The 22,901-nt window shown below is 70.9% G+C and carries 16 protein-coding genes, 1 tRNA gene and 1 other RNA gene; 9 read left to right on the top strand and 9 right to left on the bottom strand.

Annotated features, from left to right (window positions below; genetic code table 11):
• Positions 1 to 11 precede the first annotated feature (11 nt).
• A complete protein-coding gene (locus ACPWUT_RS07000) occupies positions 12 to 1,226 on the bottom strand; it encodes a PucR family transcriptional regulator (protein ID WP_284527257.1) in 1,215 nt (404 codons plus the stop codon).
• An 8-nt stretch (positions 1,227 to 1,234) separates the two neighbouring features.
• On the bottom strand, positions 1,235 to 3,964 hold the full coding sequence (gene aceE / locus ACPWUT_RS06995) for a pyruvate dehydrogenase (acetyl-transferring), homodimeric type (RefSeq protein ID WP_284527256.1): 2,730 nt from the start codon (positions 3,962 to 3,964) through the stop codon (positions 1,235 to 1,237).
• Positions 3,965 to 4,102: 138 nt separating this feature from the next.
• On the opposite strand from aceE, the gene ACPWUT_RS06990 reads away from it, so the two are divergent.
• Positions 4,103 to 4,175 (top strand) — tRNA-Val (locus tag ACPWUT_RS06990).
• A 95-nt stretch (positions 4,176 to 4,270) separates the two neighbouring features.
• Here the strand turns inward: ACPWUT_RS06990 and ACPWUT_RS06985 are convergent.
• Positions 4,271 to 5,773 carry an amino acid permease gene (locus ACPWUT_RS06985; protein ID WP_284527255.1) on the bottom strand — a complete coding sequence of 501 codons (1,503 nt, stop codon included), beginning with the start codon at positions 5,771 to 5,773 and terminating at the stop codon, positions 4,271 to 4,273.
• Positions 5,774 to 5,899: 126 nt separating this feature from the next.
• Between ACPWUT_RS06985 and ACPWUT_RS06980 the strand changes: the two genes are divergently transcribed.
• Together ACPWUT_RS06980 and ACPWUT_RS06975 are read left to right on the top strand one after the other, a co-directional pair.
• Positions 5,900 to 6,631: a zinc ribbon domain-containing protein gene (locus ACPWUT_RS06980; RefSeq protein ID WP_425841966.1), complete on the top strand. Its 732-nt coding sequence runs from the start codon at positions 5,900 to 5,902 to the stop codon at positions 6,629 to 6,631.
• 22 nt (positions 6,632 to 6,653) lie between these two features.
• The gene (locus ACPWUT_RS06975) at positions 6,654 to 8,378 is read left to right on the top strand and encodes a bifunctional 3'-5' exonuclease/DNA polymerase (RefSeq protein ID WP_425841963.1); all 1,725 of its coding nucleotides are present in this window, start codon (positions 6,654 to 6,656) and stop codon (positions 8,376 to 8,378) included.
• 12 nt (positions 8,379 to 8,390) lie between these two features.
• On the opposite strand, the gene ACPWUT_RS06970 is transcribed toward ACPWUT_RS06975, so the two are convergent.
• Together ACPWUT_RS06970 and ACPWUT_RS06965 are read right to left on the bottom strand one after the other, a co-directional pair.
• Positions 8,391 to 10,178 carry a DUF4012 domain-containing protein gene (locus tag ACPWUT_RS06970; protein ID WP_425841960.1) on the bottom strand — a complete coding sequence of 596 codons (1,788 nt, stop codon included), beginning with the start codon at positions 10,176 to 10,178 and terminating at the stop codon, positions 8,391 to 8,393.
• A gap of 3 nt (positions 10,179 to 10,181) precedes the next feature.
• Positions 10,182 to 10,850: an LPXTG cell wall anchor domain-containing protein gene (locus tag ACPWUT_RS06965; protein WP_284527251.1), complete on the bottom strand. Its 669-nt coding sequence runs from the start codon at positions 10,848 to 10,850 to the stop codon at positions 10,182 to 10,184.
• 102 nt (positions 10,851 to 10,952) lie between these two features.
• On the opposite strand from ACPWUT_RS06965, the gene rnpB reads away from it, so the two are divergent.
• An RNA gene (gene rnpB / locus ACPWUT_RS06960) (RNase P RNA component class A) lies at positions 10,953 to 11,313 on the top strand.
• A 23-nt stretch (positions 11,314 to 11,336) separates the two neighbouring features.
• Here rnpB and ppgK read toward each other — a convergent pair.
• Positions 11,337 to 12,098, bottom strand: a complete 762-nt coding sequence (ppgK, locus tag ACPWUT_RS06955) for a polyphosphate--glucose phosphotransferase (RefSeq protein WP_284527250.1) — start codon at positions 12,096 to 12,098, stop codon at positions 11,337 to 11,339.
• A gap of 74 nt (positions 12,099 to 12,172) precedes the next feature.
• On the opposite strand from ppgK, the gene ACPWUT_RS06950 reads away from it, so the two are divergent.
• The 3 genes from ACPWUT_RS06950 to ACPWUT_RS06940 are packed head-to-tail and all read left to right on the top strand — an operon-like array spanning position 12,173 to position 16,789.
• Complete coding sequence (locus tag ACPWUT_RS06950; RefSeq protein ID WP_284527249.1) at positions 12,173 to 12,415, top strand: SPOR domain-containing protein; 243 nt, start codon at positions 12,173 to 12,175, stop codon at positions 12,413 to 12,415.
• Between the two features lie 30 nt (positions 12,416 to 12,445).
• The gene (gene glnA / locus ACPWUT_RS06945; RefSeq protein ID WP_284527248.1) at positions 12,446 to 13,783 is read left to right on the top strand and encodes a type I glutamate--ammonia ligase; all 1,338 of its coding nucleotides are present in this window, start codon (positions 12,446 to 12,448) and stop codon (positions 13,781 to 13,783) included.
• 6 nt (positions 13,784 to 13,789) lie between these two features.
• Positions 13,790 to 16,789 carry a bifunctional [glutamine synthetase] adenylyltransferase/[glutamine synthetase]-adenylyl-L-tyrosine phosphorylase gene (locus tag ACPWUT_RS06940; RefSeq protein ID WP_284527247.1) on the top strand — a complete coding sequence of 1,000 codons (3,000 nt, stop codon included), beginning with the start codon at positions 13,790 to 13,792 and terminating at the stop codon, positions 16,787 to 16,789.
• 66 nt (positions 16,790 to 16,855) lie between these two features.
• On the opposite strand, the gene glnA (ACPWUT_RS06935) is transcribed toward ACPWUT_RS06940, so the two are convergent.
• The gene (gene glnA / locus ACPWUT_RS06935) at positions 16,856 to 18,280 is read right to left on the bottom strand and encodes a type I glutamate--ammonia ligase (protein ID WP_284527219.1); all 1,425 of its coding nucleotides are present in this window, start codon (positions 18,278 to 18,280) and stop codon (positions 16,856 to 16,858) included.
• Positions 18,281 to 18,454: 174 nt separating this feature from the next.
• Here glnA (ACPWUT_RS06935) and ACPWUT_RS06930 point away from each other — a divergent pair, with 174 nt between their 5' ends.
• Entirely contained in the window at positions 18,455 to 18,841 is a 387-nt protein-coding gene (locus ACPWUT_RS06930) for an RDD family protein (RefSeq protein ID WP_284528002.1), read from the top strand.
• Positions 18,842 to 18,860: 19 nt separating this feature from the next.
• On the opposite strand, the gene ACPWUT_RS06925 is transcribed toward ACPWUT_RS06930, so the two are convergent.
• Positions 18,861 to 19,571, bottom strand: coding sequence for a DUF4191 family protein (locus ACPWUT_RS06925; RefSeq protein ID WP_284527218.1), 711 nt, complete (start codon positions 19,569 to 19,571; stop codon positions 18,861 to 18,863).
• Between the two features lie 116 nt (positions 19,572 to 19,687).
• Here ACPWUT_RS06925 and ACPWUT_RS06920 point away from each other — a divergent pair, with 116 nt between their 5' ends.
• Positions 19,688 to 21,103, top strand: coding sequence for a hypothetical protein (locus tag ACPWUT_RS06920; protein ID WP_425841953.1), 1,416 nt, complete (start codon positions 19,688 to 19,690; stop codon positions 21,101 to 21,103).
• A gap of 10 nt (positions 21,104 to 21,113) precedes the next feature.
• Here the strand turns inward: ACPWUT_RS06920 and sucB are convergent, their stop codons facing one another.
• Positions 21,114 to 22,889: a 2-oxoglutarate dehydrogenase, E2 component, dihydrolipoamide succinyltransferase gene (gene sucB / locus ACPWUT_RS06915; protein ID WP_425841950.1), complete on the bottom strand. Its 1,776-nt coding sequence runs from the start codon at positions 22,887 to 22,889 to the stop codon at positions 21,114 to 21,116.
• Between the last annotated feature and the right edge of the window lie 12 nt (positions 22,890 to 22,901).

The raw sequence follows: 22,901 nt of genomic DNA, 5'->3' as shown, positions 1-22,901 counted from the left end.
CAGCGATCCTGTCACGGACGGCGCAACGGCGCAGCCCTGCGGCGCGTGACGTCCGTGCCGATGGAGCCGATGATGAGTGCGGTCTGGAGGATCAGCGCTTCGCGCGGACCCGTGGCGTCCCAGCCGATCACGTCCGACACGCGCTTCAGGCGGTAGCGGACGGTGTTGGGGTGCACGAACAGCTCACGCGCGGTCGCCTCCAGCGACCTGCCGTTGTCGAGGTAGCTCCACAGCGTGGCCACGAGGTCGGCGGAGTGCGCCTGCAGCGGGCGGTAGATCCGCTCGACGAGGGTCGCCTTCGCGAGGGGATCTCCCGCCAGGGCACGCTCGGGCAGGAGGTCGTCCGCCTCGACCGGGCGGGGAGCGTGGCGCCACGCTTTCGCGACGGCGAACCCCGCCAGGGCCGCGCGGGCGCTCTGACCGGCGTCCACCAGGGCCGGCACCGGCGGACCCAGCACGAGGTGACCGGTCCCGAACCCGGGTTCGAGGCGCTTCGCGATCTCGGGGAACGGCAGCTGCTGCTCGTCGGACTCCTCGGCACCCGGCGCCTCGGCGCGACCGATGACCAGCACCAGCCGCGACCCCTGCACTCCGATCAGCACGTCGACCCCCAGCTTGCGCGCGAGCCGGCGCAGCTGATCGACGTCGAACTGCGCGGGCGTCGTGCCCACGAGCACCGCGACCTCGCCGTGCCCGTGCCACCCGAGCGCCGCGATCCGGCTCGGGAGCTCCTCGTCCGCCTCACCCGTCAGGATCGAGTCCACGACGAGCGCCTCGAGCCGGGCGTCCCAGAGCCCGCGCGCCTCCGCGGCACGGGCATAGACATCGGCCGCCGCGAAGGCGACTTCGCGCGAATAGAGGAGCATGCTCTCGCGCAGGTCGTCGCCACGGCCCGCGACCCGCTCCTCGGTCACCTCGACGGTCACGCGGATCAGCTGCAGCGTCTGGGTGAGGCTCACGCTGCGCAGCAGCTCCCGGGGCGCGGCGGCGAAGATGTCGGCCGCGATCCACGGCTGGGCGCCGGGGTCGTCGTACCACTGGATGAACGCCGAGATGCCCGCCTGCGCGACCAGACCCACCGCCGAGCGCCGCGCGGGCGGCATCTCGGCGTACCACGGGAGCGAGTCCTCGAGGCGCTTGATGGTCGCCGTCGCGAGGTCGCCGGAGATGCGCCGCAGCCAGGCGAGCGTCTCCGACTTCTCCTGCGGGGTGGGTCTGATCGGCATAGAGCGGGTCAGCTCTCGCCGCCGGCGTTCCCGCTGGTGCCGGCGGTCACGTCGTGGAGACGGTACTTCTCGATCGCCTGAGCGGAGAGGGCGCGGTCCACCTTGCCCTCGTCTGCCAGCGACTGCAGCGTCCGCACCACGATCGACGGTCCGTCGATCTTGAAGAACCGGCGCGCGGCGGCGCGCGTGTCCGAGAACCCGAAGCCGTCGGCTCCGAGCGTCGCGAACGAGCGCGGGACCCACGGACGGATCTGGTCCTGCACGGCGTGCATGTAATCGCTCACCGCGATCACGGGACCGTCGGTGTCGCGCAGCTTCTGCGTGACGTAGGCGGTGCGCGGCTCGTCGAGCGGGTTCAGGAAGTTGTGCTCGTCGGCGTCGAGGCCGTCGCGGCGCAGCTCCGTCCAGCTGGTGACCGACCATACGTCGGCCACGACACCCCAGTCGTCCTTGAGCAGCTGCTGGGCTTCGAGGGCCCACGGCACGCCGACGCCCGAGGCGAGCAGCTGAGCGCGGTGTCCGTCGCCCTCGCCGGTGGAGACGCGGTGCATGCCGCGCACGATGCCCTCGACGTCCACACCCTCCGGCTCGGCCGGCTGGACGAGCGGCTCGTTGTAGAGCGTGATGTAGTACATGACGTTGGGGTCGGGGTGATTCCCGCCGTACATCCGGTCGATGCCGGCCCGCACGATGTGGGCGATCTCGTACCCGTACGCCGGGTCGTAGGAGACCGTGGCGGGGTTGGTCGACGCGAGCAGGTGGGAGTGCCCGTCGGCGTGCTGCAGGCCTTCGCCGGTGAGCGTCGTCCGGCCGGCGGTAGCGCCCATGATGAAGCCGCGCGCCATCTGGTCGCCGGCTGCCCACTGCGCGTCGCCCGTGCGCTGGAATCCGAACATCGAGTAGAAGATGTAGACGGGGATGAGCGGCTCGCCGTGCGTGGAGTACGAGGTCCCGACGTTGGTGAACGCCGCCACCGCACCGGCCTCGTTGATGCCGACGTGCATGATCTGCCCCTGCGGGCTCTCCTTGTAGGCCAGGAGCAGCTCGCGGTCCACCGAGGTGTAGTTCTGACCGTTCGGGTTGTAGATCTTCGCCGTCGGGAAGAACGCGTCGAGACCGAAGGTGCGGGCCTCGTCGGGGATGATCGGGACGATGCGGTGCCCGAAGTCCTTCACCCGGAGCAGATCCTTCAGGAGGCGCACGAACGCCATGGTCGTCGCGACCTCCTGCGTGCCCGATCCCTTCTTGGGAAGCGCGTAGGCGGCGTCGTCCGGGAGGGCGATCGGGACGTGGTGGCTGCGACGCTCGGGAAGGAAGCCGCCCAGCGCACGACGCTTCTCCACCATGTACTGGATCGTCTCGTCCTCCATGCCCGGGTGGAAGTACGGCGGGGCGTAGGGGTTCTCCTCGAGCTGCGCGTCGCTGATCGGGATGCGCATCGAGTCGCGGAAGTGCTTCAGGTCCTCGAGGGTCATCTTCTTCATCTGGTGGGTCGCGTTGCGGCCCTCGAAGTGGTGACCCAGGCCGTAGCCCTTGATCGTCTTGGCGAGGATGACGGTCGGCTGGCCCTTGTGCTCGGTCGCCGTCTTGTATGCGGCGTAGACCTTCTGGTAGTCCAGGCCGCCGCGGCGGAGCTTGCCCCAGATGTCGTCGTCCGACCAGTCCTTGACCATGTCCAGCGTGCGCTCGTCGCGGGCGAAGAAGTGGTCGCGGATGAACTTGCCGTCCTCGGCGCGGTAGGTCTGGAAGTCGCCGTCGGGCGTGGTGTTCATGAGGTGGACGAGCGCGCCGTCGCGGTCGCGCTCGAGCAGCTCGTCCCAGCCGCGGCCCCAGACGACCTTGATGACGTTCCAGCCCGCGCCGCGGAAGAAGCTCTCGAGCTCCTGGATGATCTTGCCGTTGCCGCGGACCGGTCCGTCGAGGCGCTGGAGGTTGCAGTTGACGACGAAGGTGAGGTTGTCGAGGCCCTCGTTCGCCGCCACCTGGAGCTGGCCGCGGCTCTCGACCTCGTCCATCTCGCCGTCGCCGAGGAAGGCCCAGACGCGGGAGTTGGAGAGGTCCTTGATGCCGCGGTTCGTCAGGTACTTGTTCGTCATCGCCTGATAGATGGCGTTGATCGGCCCGAGCCCCATCGACACCGTCGGGAACTGCCAGTAGTCCGGCATGAGACGGGGGTGCGGGTAGGAGGGGATGCCGACGGGCGCCTTCGACTTCTCCTGGCGGAAGCCGTCGAGCTGGTCCGCCGACAGACGGCCCTCGAGGAAGGAGCGGGCGTAGATGCCCGGGGAGGCGTGGCCCTGGACGAAGATCTGGTCGCCGCCGCTGGGGTCGTCCAGGCCGCGGAAGAAGTGGTTGAAGCCGACTTCGTAGAGCGACGCCGAGGACGCGTACGTGGAGATGTGCCCGCCGACGCCGATGCCGGGGCGCTGCGCGCGGTGCACGGTGAGCGCCGCGTTCCACCGGATCCAGCGACGGTATCGCCGCTCGAGCTCCTCGTCACCGGGGAACTCGGGCTCGTTCTCGGGCGCGATCGTGTTGATGTAGTCCGTGGTCGGAACCTGCGGCACGTTCAGCTGCAGTTCGTGGGAGGTCTGCAGCAGGCTCAGCATGATCTCGCGACCGCGTCCCGCACCCTTGGCGTCGACGAGCTGCTGGAGGGATTCCTGCCACTCGTGGGTCTCTTCGGGATCGCTGTCCTGCGGGCCCTGCGAGTACGGATCCTGATCGTTGACAGTCACGGGAGACCTTTCTTCATCTGGCAGATCATGCCAGGACGGGGCTTCGGATGCGGGTGGCTTTTGTTCAGCACTGACAACGCACCGCCCATCAGCCTAGTCACTTCCGGAGGGTCCGATCCCTTCTAGACTGAACCGCGAGGGCCTTTAGCTCAGCTGGTAGAGCGCCACGTTTACACCGTGGATGTCGTCGGTTCGATCCCGGCAGGGCCCACCTCAGGCGCTGTCGTCGGGGCCGTCCGCCCGCGTCCGCGCGGCACACCCCGCCGACGCCGTCGTCGCCACGATCGGCGGGCGCGGCGCCGAACCTCAGTCTTCGCGGCCGACGACCTTCGGCACCGCCGGGTTGTCGTAGGTGCCGGCGTCCTTCCCCAGCCGCGAGTGGGAGCGGGAGTAGGCGAAGTAGATGACGAAACCGATGGCGAGCCACACGAGGAAGCGGAGCCAGGTCTCGACGGTGAGGTTCAGCATGAGGTAGGTGCACACCGCCGCCGACAGCGCGGGGAGGACCGGGCTCCACGGCACACGGAAGCCCCGAGGCAGGTCGGGCCGGGTGCGGCGGAGCACGATGACGCCGACCGAGACGAGCACGAACGCCGACAGCGTGCCGATGTTGACCATCTCCTCCAGGACGCCCACCGGGGTGAGGCCGGCGACCACGGCCACCACGAGGGTCACCATGATCGAGATGACCCACGGCGTGCGGCGGGTGGGGTGCACCTTCGCGAGGCGTACGGGCAGCAGCCCGTCGCGCGACATCGCGAAGATGATGCGCGTCGCGCCGATGAGCAGGGTGAGGACGACCGTGGTGAGGCCGGCGACGGCGCCGGCGGAGATGACGGTCGCCATCCACGCCTGGCCGTGGTGGACGAACGCGTTGGCAAGCGCTGCCGCGGGGTCGAGGTCCTGGTAGGGGACCATGCCCGTGACCACGAGGGCGACGACGCAGTAGAGCGCCGTGCAGATGACGAGGGAGGCGATGATCCCGATCGGCAGATCGCGCTGCGGGTTCTTGGTCTCCTCGGCCGTCGTCGCCACGACGTCGAAGCCGATGTAGGCGAAGAAGACGAGGGCCGCACCGGCGAAGATGCCGCCGAGCCCGAAGGCCATCGGCTCGATCCCCGACAGGAACTGCAGGAGCGGCTGTGTCAGTCCGGTCGCCGCTTCGCGCGGTGCGGCATCGGGAACGAAGGGGGAGTAGTTCGCGGGGTTGACGAACAGGATGCCGGCGACGATCACGAACAGGACGATGAACAGCTTCACCGCCACGAGGACCAGATTCACCCGCATCGACTCGCGGATGCCGTAGGTCATCAGGGCGCCGAGGACGAGCACCAGGAGGATCGCCATCACGTCGACCGTGCCGCCGTAGCCGATGGCATCGGGGATCGGCATGCCGAGCTGCTCCAGGAGCACGCCGAGATAGGCGCTCCACCCCTGGGCGACGACGCCGGCGCCCAGGAACATCTCGAGGATCAGGTCCCAGCCGATGATCCAGGCCAGAAGTTCGCCGAGCGAGGCGTATGAGAACGTGTAGGCCGACCCGGAGACCGGCACGGTGGAGGCGAACTCGGCGTAGCACATGGCGGCGAGCCCGCACGCGATCGCCGCCACGATGAAGCTCACGACGATGGCGGGTCCCGCCACCTCGTGGGCGACGCGCCCGGTCAGGGTGAAGATGCCGGCGCCGATCACGACGCCGACGCCGAACACGGTCAGGTCGAAGGCGGACAGCGACTTCCGCAGGCGGAACTCCGGCTCCTCGGTGTCGGCGATCGACCGCTCGACGGACTTCGTGCGCATCACGCTCATCGGAAGGCTCCCTCTGCTCACTCGGCACCACATGCTAGCTTCTGGACGCCCGGGCGGGGGAGGAGCACCGGCGAGCAAAACGGGCCACCGGGTTCCGCGTCGGCGCGGGACGGTAGGTTGGAACACGTGAAAGCCCGCCCCGAAGACCAGCTCCGTCTCGTCGATCTCGCCGCGCTCGACACGGCGATCCGCGCCGCCGAGCACGCCCGCCGCAACCCCGAGCAGGCCGGACGCGTGCAGGAGCTGCTCTCGCAGCGTCAGACGCTGTCCGCGGAGCTGACTCGCCTCCTCGGCGTCCGCGACGACGTCACCGCCGAGCTGGCGCGGATCGAGTCCGACGTGGCCGTGGTCGATGCGCGCGCCGCACGTGACGCCGAGCGTCTCGCCTCGTCTGTGAACGCGAAGGACGCGCAAGGACTCGAGCACGAGATCGCCTCGCTGGCCAAGCGCAAGAGCGATCTCGAGGACGCCGAGCTCGAGCTCATGGAGCGCCTCGAAGCGGCAGAGGCCGACATCGCGACCCAGGAGGCGCTCATCGCGGCGACCAACGACGAAGGGGCGCGGCTGAGCGCCGCCGGCAAGGCCGCCGTCGCCGAGGCGAACTCGCGCTTCGACGCCGCGACGCGCGACCGTCAGGCGATCGCCGCGACGCTTCCCGCCGAGCTCGTCGCGCTCTACGACCGGCTGGCCGCGCGCGGCAACGGCGCGGGCCTGCTGCGGCAGCGCACCTGCGAGGCCTGTCGTATGGTGCTCGCCGGAACCGACGTGCAGGCACTGCGCCAGGCAGCCGACGACGACGTCGTCATGTGCCCGGAGTGCGGCTGCATCCTGGTGCGCACCGACGAGTCGGGGCTGTGAGCGCGACGGGCCCGCGCCCGTCATGAGCACCTCCTCGCCCGCATGGACGATCATCGCGGGACGCGATCACGACCGCATCGTCCTCATCGGAACGGCCTCTGACGGAACCGAGCTCAGCAAACGCGTCACGCGGCGCGATGAGCTGGCCGACGTCGTCCGCGTCATCGAGGCCGGCGCCGACGCGGCACACCGCTGGGTGTGGAACGACACAGCGCGCTGGTATCCGGCGCTTCTGAGCGCAGGGGTCGACGTCGCCCGCTGTCACGATCTGCGACTGTGCCACGCTATCCTCCGATCCAGCGCGCTGGTGGCCGATGCCACCGAGCTACGCGCCGCGAACGCCTGGACGGCGGCAGCGGGAGACGACCACGCCGACGAGGCGCTGTTCACGCTCGACGACCGCGCCGGCGTGCCCGACGATCCGGCGGAGGTGATCGCCGAGTTCGCGCGCCAGCAGGCCGCCGTCCATGCCTCCTCGGACCCCGACCGCCTCCGCCTGCTCCTCGCGGCCGAATCCGCCGGCGCGCTCATCGCCGCAGAGCTGCACGCGGCCGGCCTCCCGTGGGACGCCGCTGTCCACGATCGCCTGCTCACCGACGTGCTCGGAACCCGTCCGAGCGCGGGCGGGCTACCATCGCGCGTCCAGGCACGCGCCGATGAGGTGCGCCGTGCCCTCGGCGATCCTCACGCCAGCCTGGACTCCCAGCCCAAGCTGCTGCGGTCGCTGCACCGCGCGGGCGTCCCGGCACGCTCGACGAGCCGCTGGGAGCTGGCGGAATTCGATCATCCGGTGATCGCTCCGCTCCTCGCGTACAAGAAGCTGACGCGCCTGCTGAGCGCCAACGGCTGGGCGTGGCTGTCCGAATGGGCCCCCGACGGCCGATTCCGACCGGTGTACGTCCCCGGCGGAGTCGTCACCGGACGGTGGGCGTCGTCCGGAGGCGGCGCCCTGCAGCTCCCGCGCCAGTTGCGCCCGGCGGTGCGCGCCGACCCCGGGTGGGTGTTCGTGGTGGCCGACGTCGCGCAGCTCGAGCCGCGGGTGCTCGCGGCGATGTCGCGAGATCTCGCGCTGGCCGGTGCCGCCCGCGGCGTGGACCTGTACGAGGGGATCGTCGCCGGGGGCGTGGTCTCCACGCGGCAGGAGGCGAAGATCGCGGTGCTCGGCGCGATGTACGGCGCGACGACGGGGGACAGCGGCAGACTGGTGCCCGCGCTCCGGCGTGCCTACCCGCGGGCGATGGCGCTCGTCGACGATGCGGCGCGGGTGGGTGAGGACGGCGGCATCGTCTCCACCTGGCTCGGCCGCTCGAGCCCGCCGCCGTCGGCGGGCTGGCAGGCCGTGCAAGCACGGGCCAGCGACGCCGAGGCGGTGTCCGGCGACGACACCGCCGCTCGACGGGCAGCACGTGACAGGGGGCGGTTCACGCGGAACTTCGTCGTGCAGGGCACTGCCGCCGAGTGGGCGCTGGCATGGCTCGCCGACCTCAGGACCCGGCTCGCCGCCCTTCCCGCCATCGAGGAGGGGGAGCAGGCGGCGACCGCATCGGGACCGCTGTTCTCGCGCCGTGCGCATCTCGCGTTCTTCCTGCATGACGAGATCATCGTGCACGCGCCCGCCGCCCAGGCCGAGGCGGTCGCTCACGCGGTCCAGGCGAGTGCGGAGCGCGCGGCGATGCTGCTGTTCGGCGGGTTCCCGCTCGACTTCCCCCTCGATCTGCGCATCGCCGAGGACGCCGCCAAGGAGTGAGGGCGCCGCCGCTCAGTCGCAGGACAGCGAGGACAGGCGGATCTCCTCCGCGGGATACAGCAGCGGAGTGTGCAGGAGCGCCGGCTCTCGCTCGACGGTGTCGGGCGAGACGAACCGGACGTCGATCAGCGCCGACTCGCCCGGGGCCAGTTCGACCTCCGTCGCACTCGTCGGGAATCCGCCGTCTTCGACGTCCACCGACGCGCGGCGCTCTCCGTCGACGGTCGTACCCCCGAAGAACCACCCCTGCGGCGCGGCCACGGCGACGGCGGTGGCGATGTTCCCCGCGGTGACCCCCCAGCGGCCGCTCCCCGTCATGCTGAACGGCCACTTCTCGCCCGCATCGGCCGGAGCCTCATTGGTCAGACGCACCTGGACCGACACCTCGGGCCGGCCGTCCGCCCGGCAGGAGCCGGTCACCGAGCCCAGCTCGACGGCAAGGCTGCTGTCCATCTTGGAGCCCGTGCCGTCGTTGAAGTAGACCGCGAACGCGTTCTCCCCGGCATCGCGATGACGGGCCAGCGCCCCGGCGAAGGGGGAGTGCGCGAGCACCTCGGCCTCGGCGGAGTCTGCGCTCCAGACCGACACCCGGCCCTGTTCGATCGGAGTGCGCAGGGCGGAGATCCAGGCCGACGGTGCTGCCGAGCTGGTCATCACCGCCTCGAAGAAGCGCTCCGTGAGGTCCTGGAAGAAGACCGTCTGCTCTTTGGGCTCGCGGTGCAGGTACGGCGCCACGAGCACGCTCGAGATGAACCCGTCCCGCACCAGCTCCTTGCCGCCGGCGAGCGTGACAGGGCCCGTCACCGGGAGCAGCGCCCGCAGCACGAGCGGATCGATCGCCAGGACGATGTCGGGGCGATGGCCCGTGAGGCCCTCCCACCAGGTCGAGGCGAGCCGCGCGGAGAGGTCGAAGTCGGGCGTCGTCGTCGTGTTCTGGACGTAGCGCCCGACGATGTCGCCGTAGAGGGCGGTCGTCGACTCGGGCACGGGCAGGATCTCGGCGACGGTGCGGCGGAACTCGCTCGAGTCCGCCTGGCGCGTCATCGTGATCGCGCCGCCGTCGGCGACGATCTCGGCGAACGAGCCGGTGATGCCTCCCCCGGAACGGAGCTCCGCATTGTTCTGCAGCATCACGAGGATGGTGCGCGGGCCGTCGCTGCCGAGCATCCCCGGCAGCACCGCGCTGAGATCGGCCATGCCGCCCACCGCGGACCCGAGCTGGTCGAGCATCGTCCCGACCTGGTCGACGCCCCGCGAGACCTGGTCGACGAGTCCGTCGCGGGACACCGCGGCGACGGCGGCTCGCGTCTGGTCGAGCACGTCGCGCGCTTCGGCCAGCGGCTCGGCCGCCTCCGAGAGGAGGGCGACGTTCAGCGACCCGTCGACGAGGAGCTCACCGCCGGTCAACCGCGAGGTGAGGGCGGCGACGGGCGTGGCGACCTCGCTCGACACCCGGTCGAGCTGCTCGGTGATCAGTCGGGTCGCACGCAGGTTCTGCCCGAGGCCCGGCACGATCTCGGCCGCGCGCCACAGCGGGTCGGCGGCCGCGGCGGCTGCGGACGAGACGTGCTCGTCGAACCGGACGGCCACGTCTCCCAGCGCGTCGACGTCGCCGTCGGCAAGGGCTGCCTCCGCGTTCCGCGGGAGCTCGGCCACGGCCGACAGCTCGTCGCTCACGACGAGTGCTCGGGTCGCCACCCACACGCCGGCGCCGACGAGGACGACGAGCAGCCCCGCAAGGGTCCACCCGACGATCCTGCGTCGGCGACGGCGAGTCGGGTCAGGCGTCGCCTGACCCATCGATCAGTTGGTGCGACGGCGGCGGCTGAAGGCGAACAGACCGGCACCCGCGAGGAGCACCGCACCGCCACCCACCACGAACGGCAGGACGTCGACGTCGCCACCGGTCACCGCGAGGGTCACCTCGTCGCCGACGCCGGCGGGCTCACCGGTGACGCTGGGCTGTGCGGAGCAGAACGGGCTGCTCGGCGGGTAGCTCAGCGCGACCGCGACCTCCGGGTTGACGACGATCTTCGCCGAGATGTCTCCGCGCGTCCACGCGAAGTTGTCCGACGTCTCGACCCACGATCCGTCGACGAACGCCCAGCCCGGCCAGCCGGTCGGCGAGCCGTCTGCGGCGATCGACGCACCGGGCCACAGGATGCGGCCCGACAGCGTGCCGTCGGCGTCGAGCGCCCCCAGCTGGATCGTCGTCGACTGCGAGCCGTTGGACAGCACGAGGCGTGCCGTTCGGCTGGTCGACTGGTTGTTGGTGTCGGTGAGTACCACGGAGTACTCGATCCACGGCACGTCGTCCTCGCAGACGCCCGCAGCCTCGGAACCGGCGAGCGTGAAGCTCCCGTCGACGCCCGGCGTGTAGCCGTCGTCCTCCGTGGCTGCGTGCGCCGCCGTCGGCAGCGACAGCAGCAAGATCCCCGCAACGAGTGCGCGTGCGAACACAGACTTCTTCATGACAAGCCCCCCAGCCTGCTCATACGGGACCCTCCCCAATCGGGCCCACACATCGGATGCTACACCACGATCGGACTCCGCGCGGTAAACTCGCCGAGCGAATGGGTCGGCTGGACGGTCGCGTGGCGGGAGACCGCACCGAGGAACGTCCGGGCTCCACAGGGCAGGGCGGTGGGTAACACCCACCCGGAGCGATCCGCGAGACAGTGCCACAGAGAGCAGACCGCCCGCCGTCAGCGGCGGGTAAGGGTGAAAGGGTGGTGTAAGAGACCACCGGGACCGCGGTGACGCGGTCCGCACGGCAAACCTCGCCCGGAGCAAGGCCAGACAGGGGATGACGACGCGGCCCGCCGAGTCCCCGGGTAGGCCGCTGGAGCGGCGCGGCAACGCGTCGCCGAGAGAGATGACCGTCCACGGGGCTCACGCCCCCGGACAGAACCCGGCGTACAGGCCGGCCCATTCGCCCTCTCGCCGAGCCGGCGGCCCTCAGGACACCGCGAGTGCGGCCGCCCCGATGATCCCGGCGTTGTTGCGGTGCACGGCCGGCACGATGGGCGTGTGCAGATCCAGGAGCGGCAGGAACTCGTCGGCGTGCTTGGAGACCCCGCCGCCGACGATGAAGAGGTCGGGGCTGAGCAGGAACTCCAGGTGGCTGTAGTACCACTGCAGGCGCTTGGCCCACTGCGCCCAGGTGAGCTCGTCGCGCTCCATGGCGGAGTAGGCCGCCCAGGCCTCGGCATCCTTCTTGTGGCCGGCCCGCTGCAGATGCCCGAGCTCCGAGTTGGGGATGAGGGCGCCGCGGTGGATCAGCGCCGTGCCGATCCCGGTGCCCAGGGTCGTCAGCAGCACGAGGCCCTCCTCGCCGCGAGCAGCGCCGTAGCGCAGCTCCGCGACGCCCGCGACGTCGGCGTCGTTCGCGAAGTGGATCTCGCGGCCGAGTCCGTCCTCGAAGAAGCGCTCGGCCTCGAACCCGATCCACGCGTCCGAGACGTTCGCCGCGGACATCGTCCGTCCCCGGGTCACGATCGCCGGGAAGGCCACGCCGAGAGGGACGTCGGCGTCATGGACCTCGAGCCGCTCCAGCACGACCTTGACGGCGGCGAGCACGTCTTCGGGCTCGGCGCCCTGCGGAGTGGCGACCTTGATGCGGTCGGTCAGGAGCGCACCCGCCTCGAGGTCCACCACCGCGCCCTTGATGCCGGTTCCGCCGATGTCCACCCCGACGGCGCGGGTCGTCTTGATCGCCATCCCGCCAGCCTACCGAGGCCGGGCCGACGGCTCGTAGGATCGAGGCAGTCCGACCGCCGTCGAGAGGAACGACCATGACCGGCAACGACGAGAAGTACTGGTACAACCTCAAGACCGGCGAGGTGGAGCGCGGCTTCGAATCGCCGTCGGTCGACCGTGCCGGCCCGTTCGACACGCCCGAGGAGGCCGCCCGCGCACCGCAGGTGATGGCCGAGCGGTCGCGCGCCTGGTCCGAGGAGGAGGCTCGCGAGGATGCCTGGGGCTCCGGGCGCGGCGCCGACGTGTCGCCGGACGGCGAGCCCGACCCGGGCCGATAGTCTGGGCAGACCGGCATCGGAGAGGACGCGATGGACAAGCAGCGGGACTTCGTACTGCGCACGATCGAGGAGCGCGGCGTCAAGTTCGTGCGCCTCTGGTTCACGGATGTGATCGGCACGCTCAAGTCGGTCGCGATCGCGCCGGCCGAGGTGGAGGGCGCGTTCACCGAGGGACTGGGCTTCGACGGCTCGGCCATCGAGGGACTCACCCGCTCCTACGAGTCCGACCTGCTCGCACACCCCGATCCGACGACGTTCCAGACCCTGCCGTGGCGGGGCGAGATCGACCCGACGGCCCGGATGTTCTGCGACATCACGACGCCCGACGGACAGCCCGCCGTCGCCGATCCGCGCCATGTGCTCAAGCGCTCCCTGGCCAAGGCAGCCGATGCGGGGTTCACCTTCTACACGCACCCCGAGATCGAGTTCTACCTGCTCAAGTCGTCGACCTTCGGCGCGGACGGGCCCGAGCCGGTCGATTCCGCGGGCTACTTCGACAACGTGCCCGGCGGCACCGCCCACGACTTCCGCCGTCGCTCGGTGCGCATGCTGGAAGACCTGGGCATCTCGGTCGAGTACAGCCACCACGAGGGCGGCCCCGGTCAGAACGAGATCGACCTCCGGTACGCCGACGCGCTCGCGACCGCGGACAACATCATGACCTTCCGCACGGTCGTCAAGGAGGTGGCCATCGAGCAGGGCGTGTACGCCACGTTCATGCCCAAGCCCCTCAGCGGCCACCCCGGCAGCGGCATGCACACCCACATGTCCCTGTTCGAGGGCGACGTCAACGCGTTCTACGAGGAGGGCGCGCAGTATCAGCTGTCGCTCACCGGCCGTCGATTCATCGCGGGACTGCTCCGTCACGCCAACGAGATCGCGGCGGTGACGAATCAGTTCGTCAACTCCTACAAGCGCCTGTGGGGCGGTGACGAGGCGCCGAGCTTCATCTGCTGGGGGCACAACAACCGCTCCGCGCTGGTCCGCGTGCCGATGTACAAGCCCAAGAAGGGCCAGTCGACGCGCGTGGAGTATCGCGCGCTCGATTCGGCCGCGAACCCCTATCTCGCCTACGCGCTCATGCTCGCCGCGGGCCTGAAGGGGATCGAAGAGGAGTACGAGCTCCCGCCCGAGGCCGAGGACAACGTGTGGTCGCTGACCGACGCCGAGCGCCGGGCGCTCGGCTACGAGGCCCTGCCGGCGAGCCTGGACCACGCCCTCGAGTACATGGAGGAGTCCGAGCTGGTCGCCGAGACCCTGGGGGAGCAGGTCTTCAACTACGTCCTCCTCAACAAGCGCCGCGAGTGGCAGGAGTACCGCGCCCAGGTCACGCCCTTCGAGCTGAAGAGCAACCTGGAGATGCTGTAACCCGTCATGTCGGCGAGCCCGCGGTCCGGCACGCTCACCGGTCTCGCCCGCGCGGGGTTCGGTGATCTGCACGAGACGAACGAGCTGCTCGACGAGCTCTCGGGACTGATCGGGGTCGACCGCGCCACGCTGACCGCTCACGCCGAGCGTGCTGCCGATCCCGATGGCGCCCTGGCCGCGCTGGTGCGCATCGCGCGACGCCGCTCCGACGACGTCGCCGCTGCCATGCGGCACCATCCGGCGACGCTGTGGGCCCTGCTCGGAGCCTCCGCGGGGTTCGCCGACTTCTACCTGCGGCACCCCGAGGAGCTCTCCTTCCTCGTCGAGCCGGGCAGTGCCCTGCCGACGGCGGACGAGCTGCGCGCCGAGCTGCTCGACGCGGTCGGGGCCGACGCCGACGGGTTCGCCGCGAGCGGCGACGAGTCCGCGTGGGTCGCCCTGCGGGTGAGGTATCGCCGCCTGGTCGCCCGCATCGCCGCCGTCGACCTGTCCGCACCGGATGCCACCGCCGTGCTGGCACCGGTCGCGGCGGCACTGGCCGACGCGGCGGGCGCCGCGCTGGAGGCGTCGCTCAGCGTCGCCCGCACGCGCGTGTCCACAGGCGGAGCCGGCGCGGGGCTGTTCCCGCGCGACCAGGTCGCCGCCGCACGGCTGGCCATCATCGGGATGGGGAAGACCGGCGCGCGCGAGCTCAACTATGTGAGCGACGTCGACGTCATCTTCGTCGGGGGCGGCGACGACGAAGCGGTCGCGCAGTACGGCGAAAGCCGGTTGATCGACATCGCGACCCGCCTCGCGGTGCAGACGATGCGCGGCATCTCGGGCGTGGAGATCGAGCCGCCGCTGTGGGAGGTGGATGCGAATCTCCGCCCCGAGGGGAAACAGGGTGCCCTCGTGCGCAGTCTGGACTCGCACCTGTCCTACTACGACCGATGGGCCAAGAGCTGGGAGTTCCAGGCTCTGCTCAAGGCGCGCCCGATCGCCGGCGACGCGGAGCTCGGCGCCACCTATGTCGCCGCGGTCCAGCCGAAGGTGTGGACCTCCGCCGCCCGGGAGAACTTCGTCGACAGCGTGCAGCGCATGCGCGAGCGGGTCACCGAGCACATCCCGCCCGACGAGGTGCCGTATCAGTTGAAGCTGGGACCGGGAGGCATCCGCGACATCGAGTTCACGGTGCAGCTGCTCCAGCTCGTCCATGGGCTCCAGGACGACGGCATCCGCCAGACGGGCACGCTGCCGGCGATCGACGCCCTCGTCGCCCAGGGCTACATCGGCCGGAGCGAAGCGGCGACGTTCTCCCACCACTACCGGACGCTGCGCGTGCTCGAGCACCGCCTCCAGCTGGCCGGTCTCCGCCGCACGCACCTCATGCCCTCGACGCCGGAGGGCCTCCGCATCCTCGCCCGGTCGTCGGGTCTCGCCGACTCGGGCAGCGCCGTGTGGGCACTGTGGGAGTCCGTCAAGCGCGAAGTGCGCGACATCCACGTCCGGCTGTTCTACCGGCCGCTGCTGTCCGCCGTGGCGGCTCTGCCGGCCGATGAGCAGGCGCTGTCGCCGCAGCAGGCCCACGACCGGCTCGCTGCCATCGGATTCCGCGATCCGTCGGGCGCACTGCGCCACATCGGCGCCCTGACGAGCGGTCTCAGCCGCAAGGCCACCATCGCGCGCCACCTCATGCCGGTGATGCTCCGCTGGTTCGCCGACGGCGTCGATCCGGACTACGGTCTGCTCGCCTTCCGCCGCATCAGCGAGCGGCTGGGGGACACCCCCTGGTTCCTGCGGATGCTCCGCGACTCGTCCGGAGCGGCGGAGCGGCTCACCCGCGCCCTCTCCGGCTCCCGCTACATCGGCGAGCTCATGGAGTGGATCCCCGAGTCGGTCGCCTGGCTCGATTCGGAGGAGCAGCTGAAGCCCCGACGGGGCGTGGCCCTCCAGGAGGAGGCGCGCGCGATCCAGACCCGGCACACCGCCATCGACGATGCGATGAGCGCCGTCCGCGCCCTGCGTCGCCGCGAGCTGCTGCGCCTCGCCCTGGCGGCGGTGGTCGGCACGGTCACCATCGAGGATCTCGCCCAGGGCCTCACGACCGTCAGCGAGGTCACCATCCAGGCGACGCTCCGCGCCGTGCGCCGCGAGGTCGTTCCCGCTGCGGACGAGGCCCTGGACTTCGCGGTCATCGCGATGGGACGCTTCGGCGGGGCGGAGCTCGGCTTCGGGTCGGACGCCGATGTCATGTACGTGTACGACGCGAACGGCGTCGACCCGCAGCGGGCGCACAGCCTCGCCGTGGCGCTGGCGACGGGCCTGCGCACCTACTCCGAGGATCACCGTCTGCCCTTCGAGCTCGACGCGGACCTGCGCCCCGAGGGCCGCAACGGTCCGCTTGCCCGCTCCTTCGACGCGTACGAGGCCTACTATCGGCGCTGGTCGTTGTCGTGGGAGGCCCAGGCTCTGCTGCGGGCGCGAGGCGTCGCGGGCAGCACGAAGCTGATCCGGCGCTTCATGACTCTGGCCGACGAGGTGCGGTTCCCCGCGCAGGTCGAGCAGCAGGGCCTCCGTGAGATCAAGCGCATCAAGGCACGCGTGGAGAACGAGCGGCTTCCGCAGGGCGTGGACCGCTCGCGTCACCTGAAGCTCGGGCCGGGTGGCCTGAGCGATGTGGAGTGGCTCGTGCAGCTGCTCCAACTCGAGCACGGGCACCGTCTCGAAGGACTTCGGACCACCTCGACCCTCGGCGCACTGGAGGCTGCGCGGGCGGCGGGACTGGTGCCCGATGCGGCCGCGGAGCGCCTCGCCGCCAGCTGGCGTCTCGCGAGTCGGCTGCGCTCGGCCAACACCCTGCTGTCGGGTCAGACGAGCGATCTGCTTCCGACCGACCGCGGGAAGCTCGACGGCATCGGACGCGTGCTGGAGTACCCGCCTCGGTCCGCGACGCTCGTCGAGGAGGAGTGGCTGCGCACCGCACGGCGCGCGCGCCGGGACTTCGAGAAGCTCTTCTACGGCTGAGTCGCCGCCGTGCCGCAGACGACGAAGCCCCCCGGCGCAGGCCGAGGGGCTTCGTCGTGAGGTGCGTCAGACGCCGAAGTACAGCTCGTACTCGAACGGGTGCGGACGCGCCGCGAGCGGCTTGATCTCGTTCTCGATCTTGTACTCGATCCAGGTCTCGATCAGCTCGGGCGTGAACACGCCGCCGGCCAGCAGGAACTCGTGGTCCGCGCGGAGGGCCTCCAGCGAGTCCAGCAGCGAGTTCGGCACCTGCGGGATGTTCTTGGCCTCCTCGGGCGGCAGCTCGTAGAGGTCCTTGTCGACCGGCTCGTGCGGCTCGATGCGGTTCTTGATGCCGTCCAGACCGGCCATCATCTGCGCCGCGAACGCGAGGTACGGGTTGCCGGAGGCGTCGGGAGCGCGGAACTCGATGCGCTTGGCCTTCGGGTTGGAGCCCGTGATCGGGATGCGGATGGCCGCGGAGCGGTTGCCCGCCGAGTACACCAGGTTGACCGGCGCCTCGTAGCCCTTGACCAGGCGCTTGTAGGAGTTGAGCGTCGGGTTGGTGAACGCCAGGACCGCGGGCGCGTGCGCCAGGAGGCCGCCGATGTACCAGCGCGCCGTGTCGGACAGCCCGCCGTAGCCCTTCTCGTCGTAGAAGAGCGGCTCGCCGTTCAGCCACAGCGACTGGTGGGTGTGCATGCCGGAGCCGTTGTCGCCGAAGAGCGGCTTGGGCATGAAGGTCGCGACCTTGCCCCACTGCTCGGCCGTGTTCTTGACGATGTACTTGAACTTCAGGATGTCGTCCGCCGAGTGCACCATCGTGTCGAAGCGGTAGTTGATCTCCTGCTGTCCGCCCGTGCCGACCTCGTGGTGCGCGCGCTCGAGGACGAGGCCCGACTCGATGAGCTTCAGCGAGATGTCGTCGCGCAGGTCCGCCGTCTTGTCGACGGGGGAGACGGGGAAGTAGCCGCCCTTGTAGGGGGTCTTGTTGGCGAGGTTGCCGCCCTCTTCCTCACGACCGGTGTTCCACGCGCCCTCCTCGGAGTCGACGCTGTAGAAGCTCGCGTTCTGCGTCACCGAGTAGCGCACGTCGTCGAAGATGTAGAACTCGGCCTCCGGCGCGAAGAACGCGGTGTCGGCGATGCCGGTCGAGGCGAGGTACTTCTCCGCCTTCTTCGCGACCTGGCGCGGGTCCTTCGCGTAGATCTCGCCGTTGCGCGGGTTGTAGATGTCGAAGACCATGATCAGGGTCTTCGCCTCGCGGAACGGGTCGATGTAGGCGGTGGAGACGTCCGGGATGAGCTGCATGTCGGACTCGTGGATGTTCGCGAAGCCGCGGATCGAGGAGCCGTCGAAGAGCTGACCGACGGTGAAGAAGTCCTCGTCGACGGTCGAAGCGGGGATGTTGAAGTGCTGCTGCACACCCGGGAGATCCGTGAAACGGATGTCGAGGAACTTGACGTCCTCGTCCTTGATGTACGCGAGCACCTCGGATGAGTCTTTGAACATGAAGTCTCCAAGATCGGGTGAGGAACCGCCTGATACCGGCAGGCTGGTCTCGAACCTACCGAGGCGCGGTTGCCCGGCAGTGTCTCTCGTGTTTCCGGCATGTTACAGGGGCGCCGATACGCTGGGTGGGTGACAGCCCCGCGAGAGAACAGCTTCCCCGGTGAACGCCTCGGAATGCCCGAGAGCGGAAGCGGGAGCATCGCCCGCCCAGGACGCCGCATCGCCGCGCTGGCCATCGACTACTTCGCCGCGACGCTCATCGCGACGGCGTTCCTGGGCTACGACCAGTTCGCGCTGCCGTCTCAGGCGGGGTTGACGCTGTTCGCGCCGATGACCGTCTTCGCGGTGCTGAACGTGATCTTCCTCCCGACGATCGGCGGGAGCCCCGGGCACCGCATCATGGGTCTGCGCATCCAGCTGCTGCGCGGCGGGTGGGTCGGGCTGTGGCGCCCGATCATCCGGACGCTGCTGCTCATCGTGGTGATCCCCGCGGTGATCTGGGACGCGGACCAGCGCGGGCTGCACGACAAAGCCGCCGGCACCGTCCTGGTCAGGGCCTGAGCGGAGTCCGGCTCGCGCGTCAGCGCGGGCGGGGCGCGCGCGCCTTGGTGGGATCGATGCCCTTGGGGATCGGCAGCGAGGTCACGGACTGCGAGACGGAGTCGATGCGCTTGACGACGGCTGCCATGGTGGCGCGGTCGACCTTCTTGGGAAGCGCCTTGATGGTCGCCGAGAGCTTGGAGATGGGGACGTCGCCGTCGCCGTGGCCGACGTGCAGCACGTGCACCGGGACGCCGGAGGCCACGCGCTGCACCTTCACGCGCTCGTCGTTGATCAGGCGCGTGAGGCGGCCGGCGGCGCCTTCGCCGACGATGACGACGCCACCGCGTCCGACCACGCGGTAGACCGCGTCCTGGGTGCGCGGGTTCACGCCGACGGGCGTGTCGGAGGCGACCCAGCGTCGCCCGAGCGAGGTCGACAGCACGTGACCGGCGGCACCGGGCATGCCGTCGATCTTCTTGTACATCGCCTTCGTCGACAGACGCGTGAGCGTCATCATCGCGGCGAGAAGACCGAACATGACTCCCGTGACGCCCCAGAGGATGATGCTCCACACGGCCGCCGGCGGCACGAAGAATCCGACCAGAACACCCAGGCCGGTCGCGACGACGACGATGGCCAGGAGCACCCACGGAGCCCAGGCGTACACGTCGCGCGTGAAGGAGACGAGCGAGCGGATCTGTCGGAAGAAGCCGGGCCGCTTCTCGGGCGCGGAACTGCGGGATGACATGGGGACAAGCCTACCTTCGAGACCGCGTCTTGTTCACAGTCGCGGCCTCCCCGCAGCTCTCCACATGCCGCTGCGCGCGATGCCCTGCGGTCGGCCGGATCGGACACACTCGCCGGATGCCGTCCGCACCGCACACCCCCGCCCTTCGCCGTCTCTCCGCCGCCGACGCTCCGCTGCCGGGCGACCTGCTGCCCGCGGCGACGAGTCCGCCCGGCGGCGAGGCGGGGAACCCGTCCCGCCAGGACGCTCTCCCGGGGGTCGCCGAGCCCGTGGTCTGGACGGAGGCGTCCCTCTGGGACGACAACCCCGCGTGGCGCGCCGACCCCGGTGGGCACGTGCTCGCGCCCATCGACGCCGCCATGGGTCCCGATGGCGCGGGCCTCCTCGTGCCGCATTGCCCGCTGCGTCTGCGAGCCTGGCTCGACCGGCGTGCGGGCGTCGAAGCGGGAGAAGCGGTGACGACGGCGGTCAGCATCCTTCGCGGCGGCGCCGAGGCCGACGCCCTGGCGGCGCCCCACGGCACGTGGTGGGTGACGTCCGCGGGAAAGCCGGTGCTGGCGCTCGGAGGTGCGGCCCTCTGGCGCGCGGAGTCCGATGCCCTCCTCGAGCGCCTGACCGAGGACGCCCCGCCAGCACTGTCGGCCGCGCTCCGCACAGCACGCTCCGTGCTGACCGACCCCCGACGACTGCGCCGAGAGGCGGGGGCCGCCGAGGCGTCGCTCTTCGCGGCGGCCGACCCCGGTCCGCTCGAGATCGCAGCCGTCCCGCCTGATGTGCGACCGCAACCTCTCACCGTCCTCCCGCCCGGCTCGACTCGGGCCGGCTCCGCCGCGCACGGCTCCGAGGTGCGCGGTGCGGTGCGCGGTGCGGTGCGCGGTGCGGTGCGCTCCGGTGACGTTCCGTCCGCGGCGGCTCAGGACTCGGCGGGCGCTGCGGCGCTGCGCGGCGCGCTCCGCCGTCATCTGGACGCCGAGTGGGGCGACCGGCTGGCGGACGCGTGGTCGCGGCTGGTCCGGCGCCGGCCGCACTCTCCGCCCCGCGACGGGCATCGCCGCCGCGCGCTCGGGCTCGCCGCGGGCGCGGGCGCCGCCGTCCTCGCCGTGGGGATCTGGCTGCCCGCCCCGCAGCCGAGCGCGGACGGCGCGGCGCCGAGGTCGTCCGAGACGCCCTCATCCGCGCCGTCGCCGACCGCCGAGCCTCCGGCACCCCGGCGTGGCGCGGAGGAAGCGCCGCGCGCGGAGGAGGATCTGACGGCGGTGGGAGAGGAGCTGCTGCGCCGGTTCGCCGCCTGTGCGGCCGCGGGGTGCCCCGCGAGCGTGGTCGTGACCCCCGGCCGGGACTTCGCGAGCGGAGCGGCGACCGCGCCGTCGGTGGATCGCACGGTCACGCTGCTCGACGAATACGGTGGGGCAGCCTCACTGCGCGTCACGGCGGATGAGGACGACCGTCATCCGTCTCAGATCGTCGTCATCGTCCGGGACGAAGACGAATGGCTGGTCCGCGACGTATACGACGTCGCGGACCAGCCATGAGGGCGTCTCGTCAGATCCCGAGCTGCGACTCGAAGTCCGCGGCCTCGAGGCGTGCCTTCACTGCGCCGAGGAAGCGGGCCGCGTCGGCGCCGTCGATCGTGCGGTGGTCGTAGGACAGCGCGAGGTACACGTAGGAGCGCACCGCGATCGCCTCCTTGCCGTCCACCGTGACGATGCCGGGCCGCTTCACGACGACGCCGGTGCCGAGGATCGCCGACTGCGGCAGGAACACCACGGGGGTGTCGAACAGCGCACCGCGCGATCCGGTGTTGGTCAGGGTGAACGTGCCGCCGGCCAGCTCGTCGGGCTTGAGCTTGTTGTCGCGGGTACGCGCCGCGAGATCGGCGATCTCGTGGGCGATCTGCGCCAGGTTCTTCGAGCCGGCATCACGCAGGACCGGGGTCAGCAGACCGCGCTCCGTGTCGACCGCGATCGACAGGTTCTCCGTCGGCGGGTAGACGATGTCGGTTCCGTCCACCGTCGAGTTGATGATCGGGTACGCCTGCAGGCCCTCGGCCGCAGCGAGCGCGAAGAAGGGGAGGAACGAGAGCTTGTCGCCCGTCTTCTCCTGGAAGGTCGCCTTCACCTTGTCGCGGAAGTTGGACAGCTTGGTGACGTCGACCTCGATCACCGTGGTCAGCTGCGCCGTCTGCTGCATCGACGCCACGGCACGCTCGGCCAGCACCTTGCGCAGACGCGACATCGGCTGCGTGGTGCCGCGCAGCGGCGACGCCTCGACGACCGGGGCCGCCGCGGCCGGTGCGGCGGCGGGAGCAGCGCTGGCAGCCTCGGCCGCCTTGAGCACGTCCTCCTTGCGGATGCGTCCTCCCACGCCGGTGCCGGTCACCGACGCGAGGTCGACACCCTGCTGCTGCGCGAGACGGCGCACGAGCGGCGTGACGTAGGTCGGGCCGTCGTCGTCCAGGCTGAGGCTCGATGCCGCCGGGGCGGCGGCAGCGGGAACCGGAGCCGCAGGTGCTGCGGGAGCGGGTGCCGCCGGAGCGGGAGCGGCGGGGGCAGCAGCGGGCGCGGGTGCCGGAGCCTCGGCGGCCGGAGCTGCAGGAGCCGGAGCGGGGGCGGGAGCCTCGGGAGCGGGGGCGGCTGCGGGAGCCTCGGGAGCCGGGGCTGCGGCGGGAGCCGCGCCCGAGCCGATCCGGGCGAGCACGGCGCCGACGGCGACGGTCTCGTCCTCGCCCACGACGATCTCCTGCAGGGTGCCCGCGAACGGCGCGGGGATCTCGGTGTCGACCTTGTCGGTCGAGATCTCCAGAAGCGGCTCGTCGGCGGCGACCTCGTCACCGACCTGCTTCAGCCAGCGGGTGACCGTGCCCTCCGTGACGCTCTCGCCCAGCTCGGGGAGCACGACGTCCTTCGCGTCTCCGGCAGGAGTTGCGGGAGCCTCGGTGGCCGGAGCCTCAGCGGCGGGAGCCTCAGCGGCGGGAGCCTCAGCGGCCGGAGCCTCGGCAGCGGGCGCCTCTTCGGCAGCGGGAGCCTCAGCCGGGGCCGGAGTCTCGGCGGCGGGGGCGTCGGCGGGCGCCGGGGCGCTCGACCCGTCACCGATCTTGGCCAGCACGGCGCCGACCTCGACGGTCTCGTCCTCCTGGACCAGGATCTCCTCGATCACGCCGCTCACGGGCGACGGGATCTCGGTGTCGACCTTGTCGGTCGAGATCTCCAGCAGGCCCTCGTCGGCCTGAACGGTGTCACCTACCTGCTTGAGCCAGCGGGTCACCGTACCCTCGGTGACGCTCTCTCCGAGCGCGGGGAGGACCACGGATGTGCTCATGGGTGTGTCTCC

This window comes from Microbacterium sp. PA5, from assembly GCF_049860775.1.
Taxonomy (GTDB): Bacteria; Actinomycetota; Actinomycetes; order Actinomycetales; family Microbacteriaceae; genus Microbacterium.
This window is presented reverse-complemented; position numbering and strand designations above follow the sequence as displayed.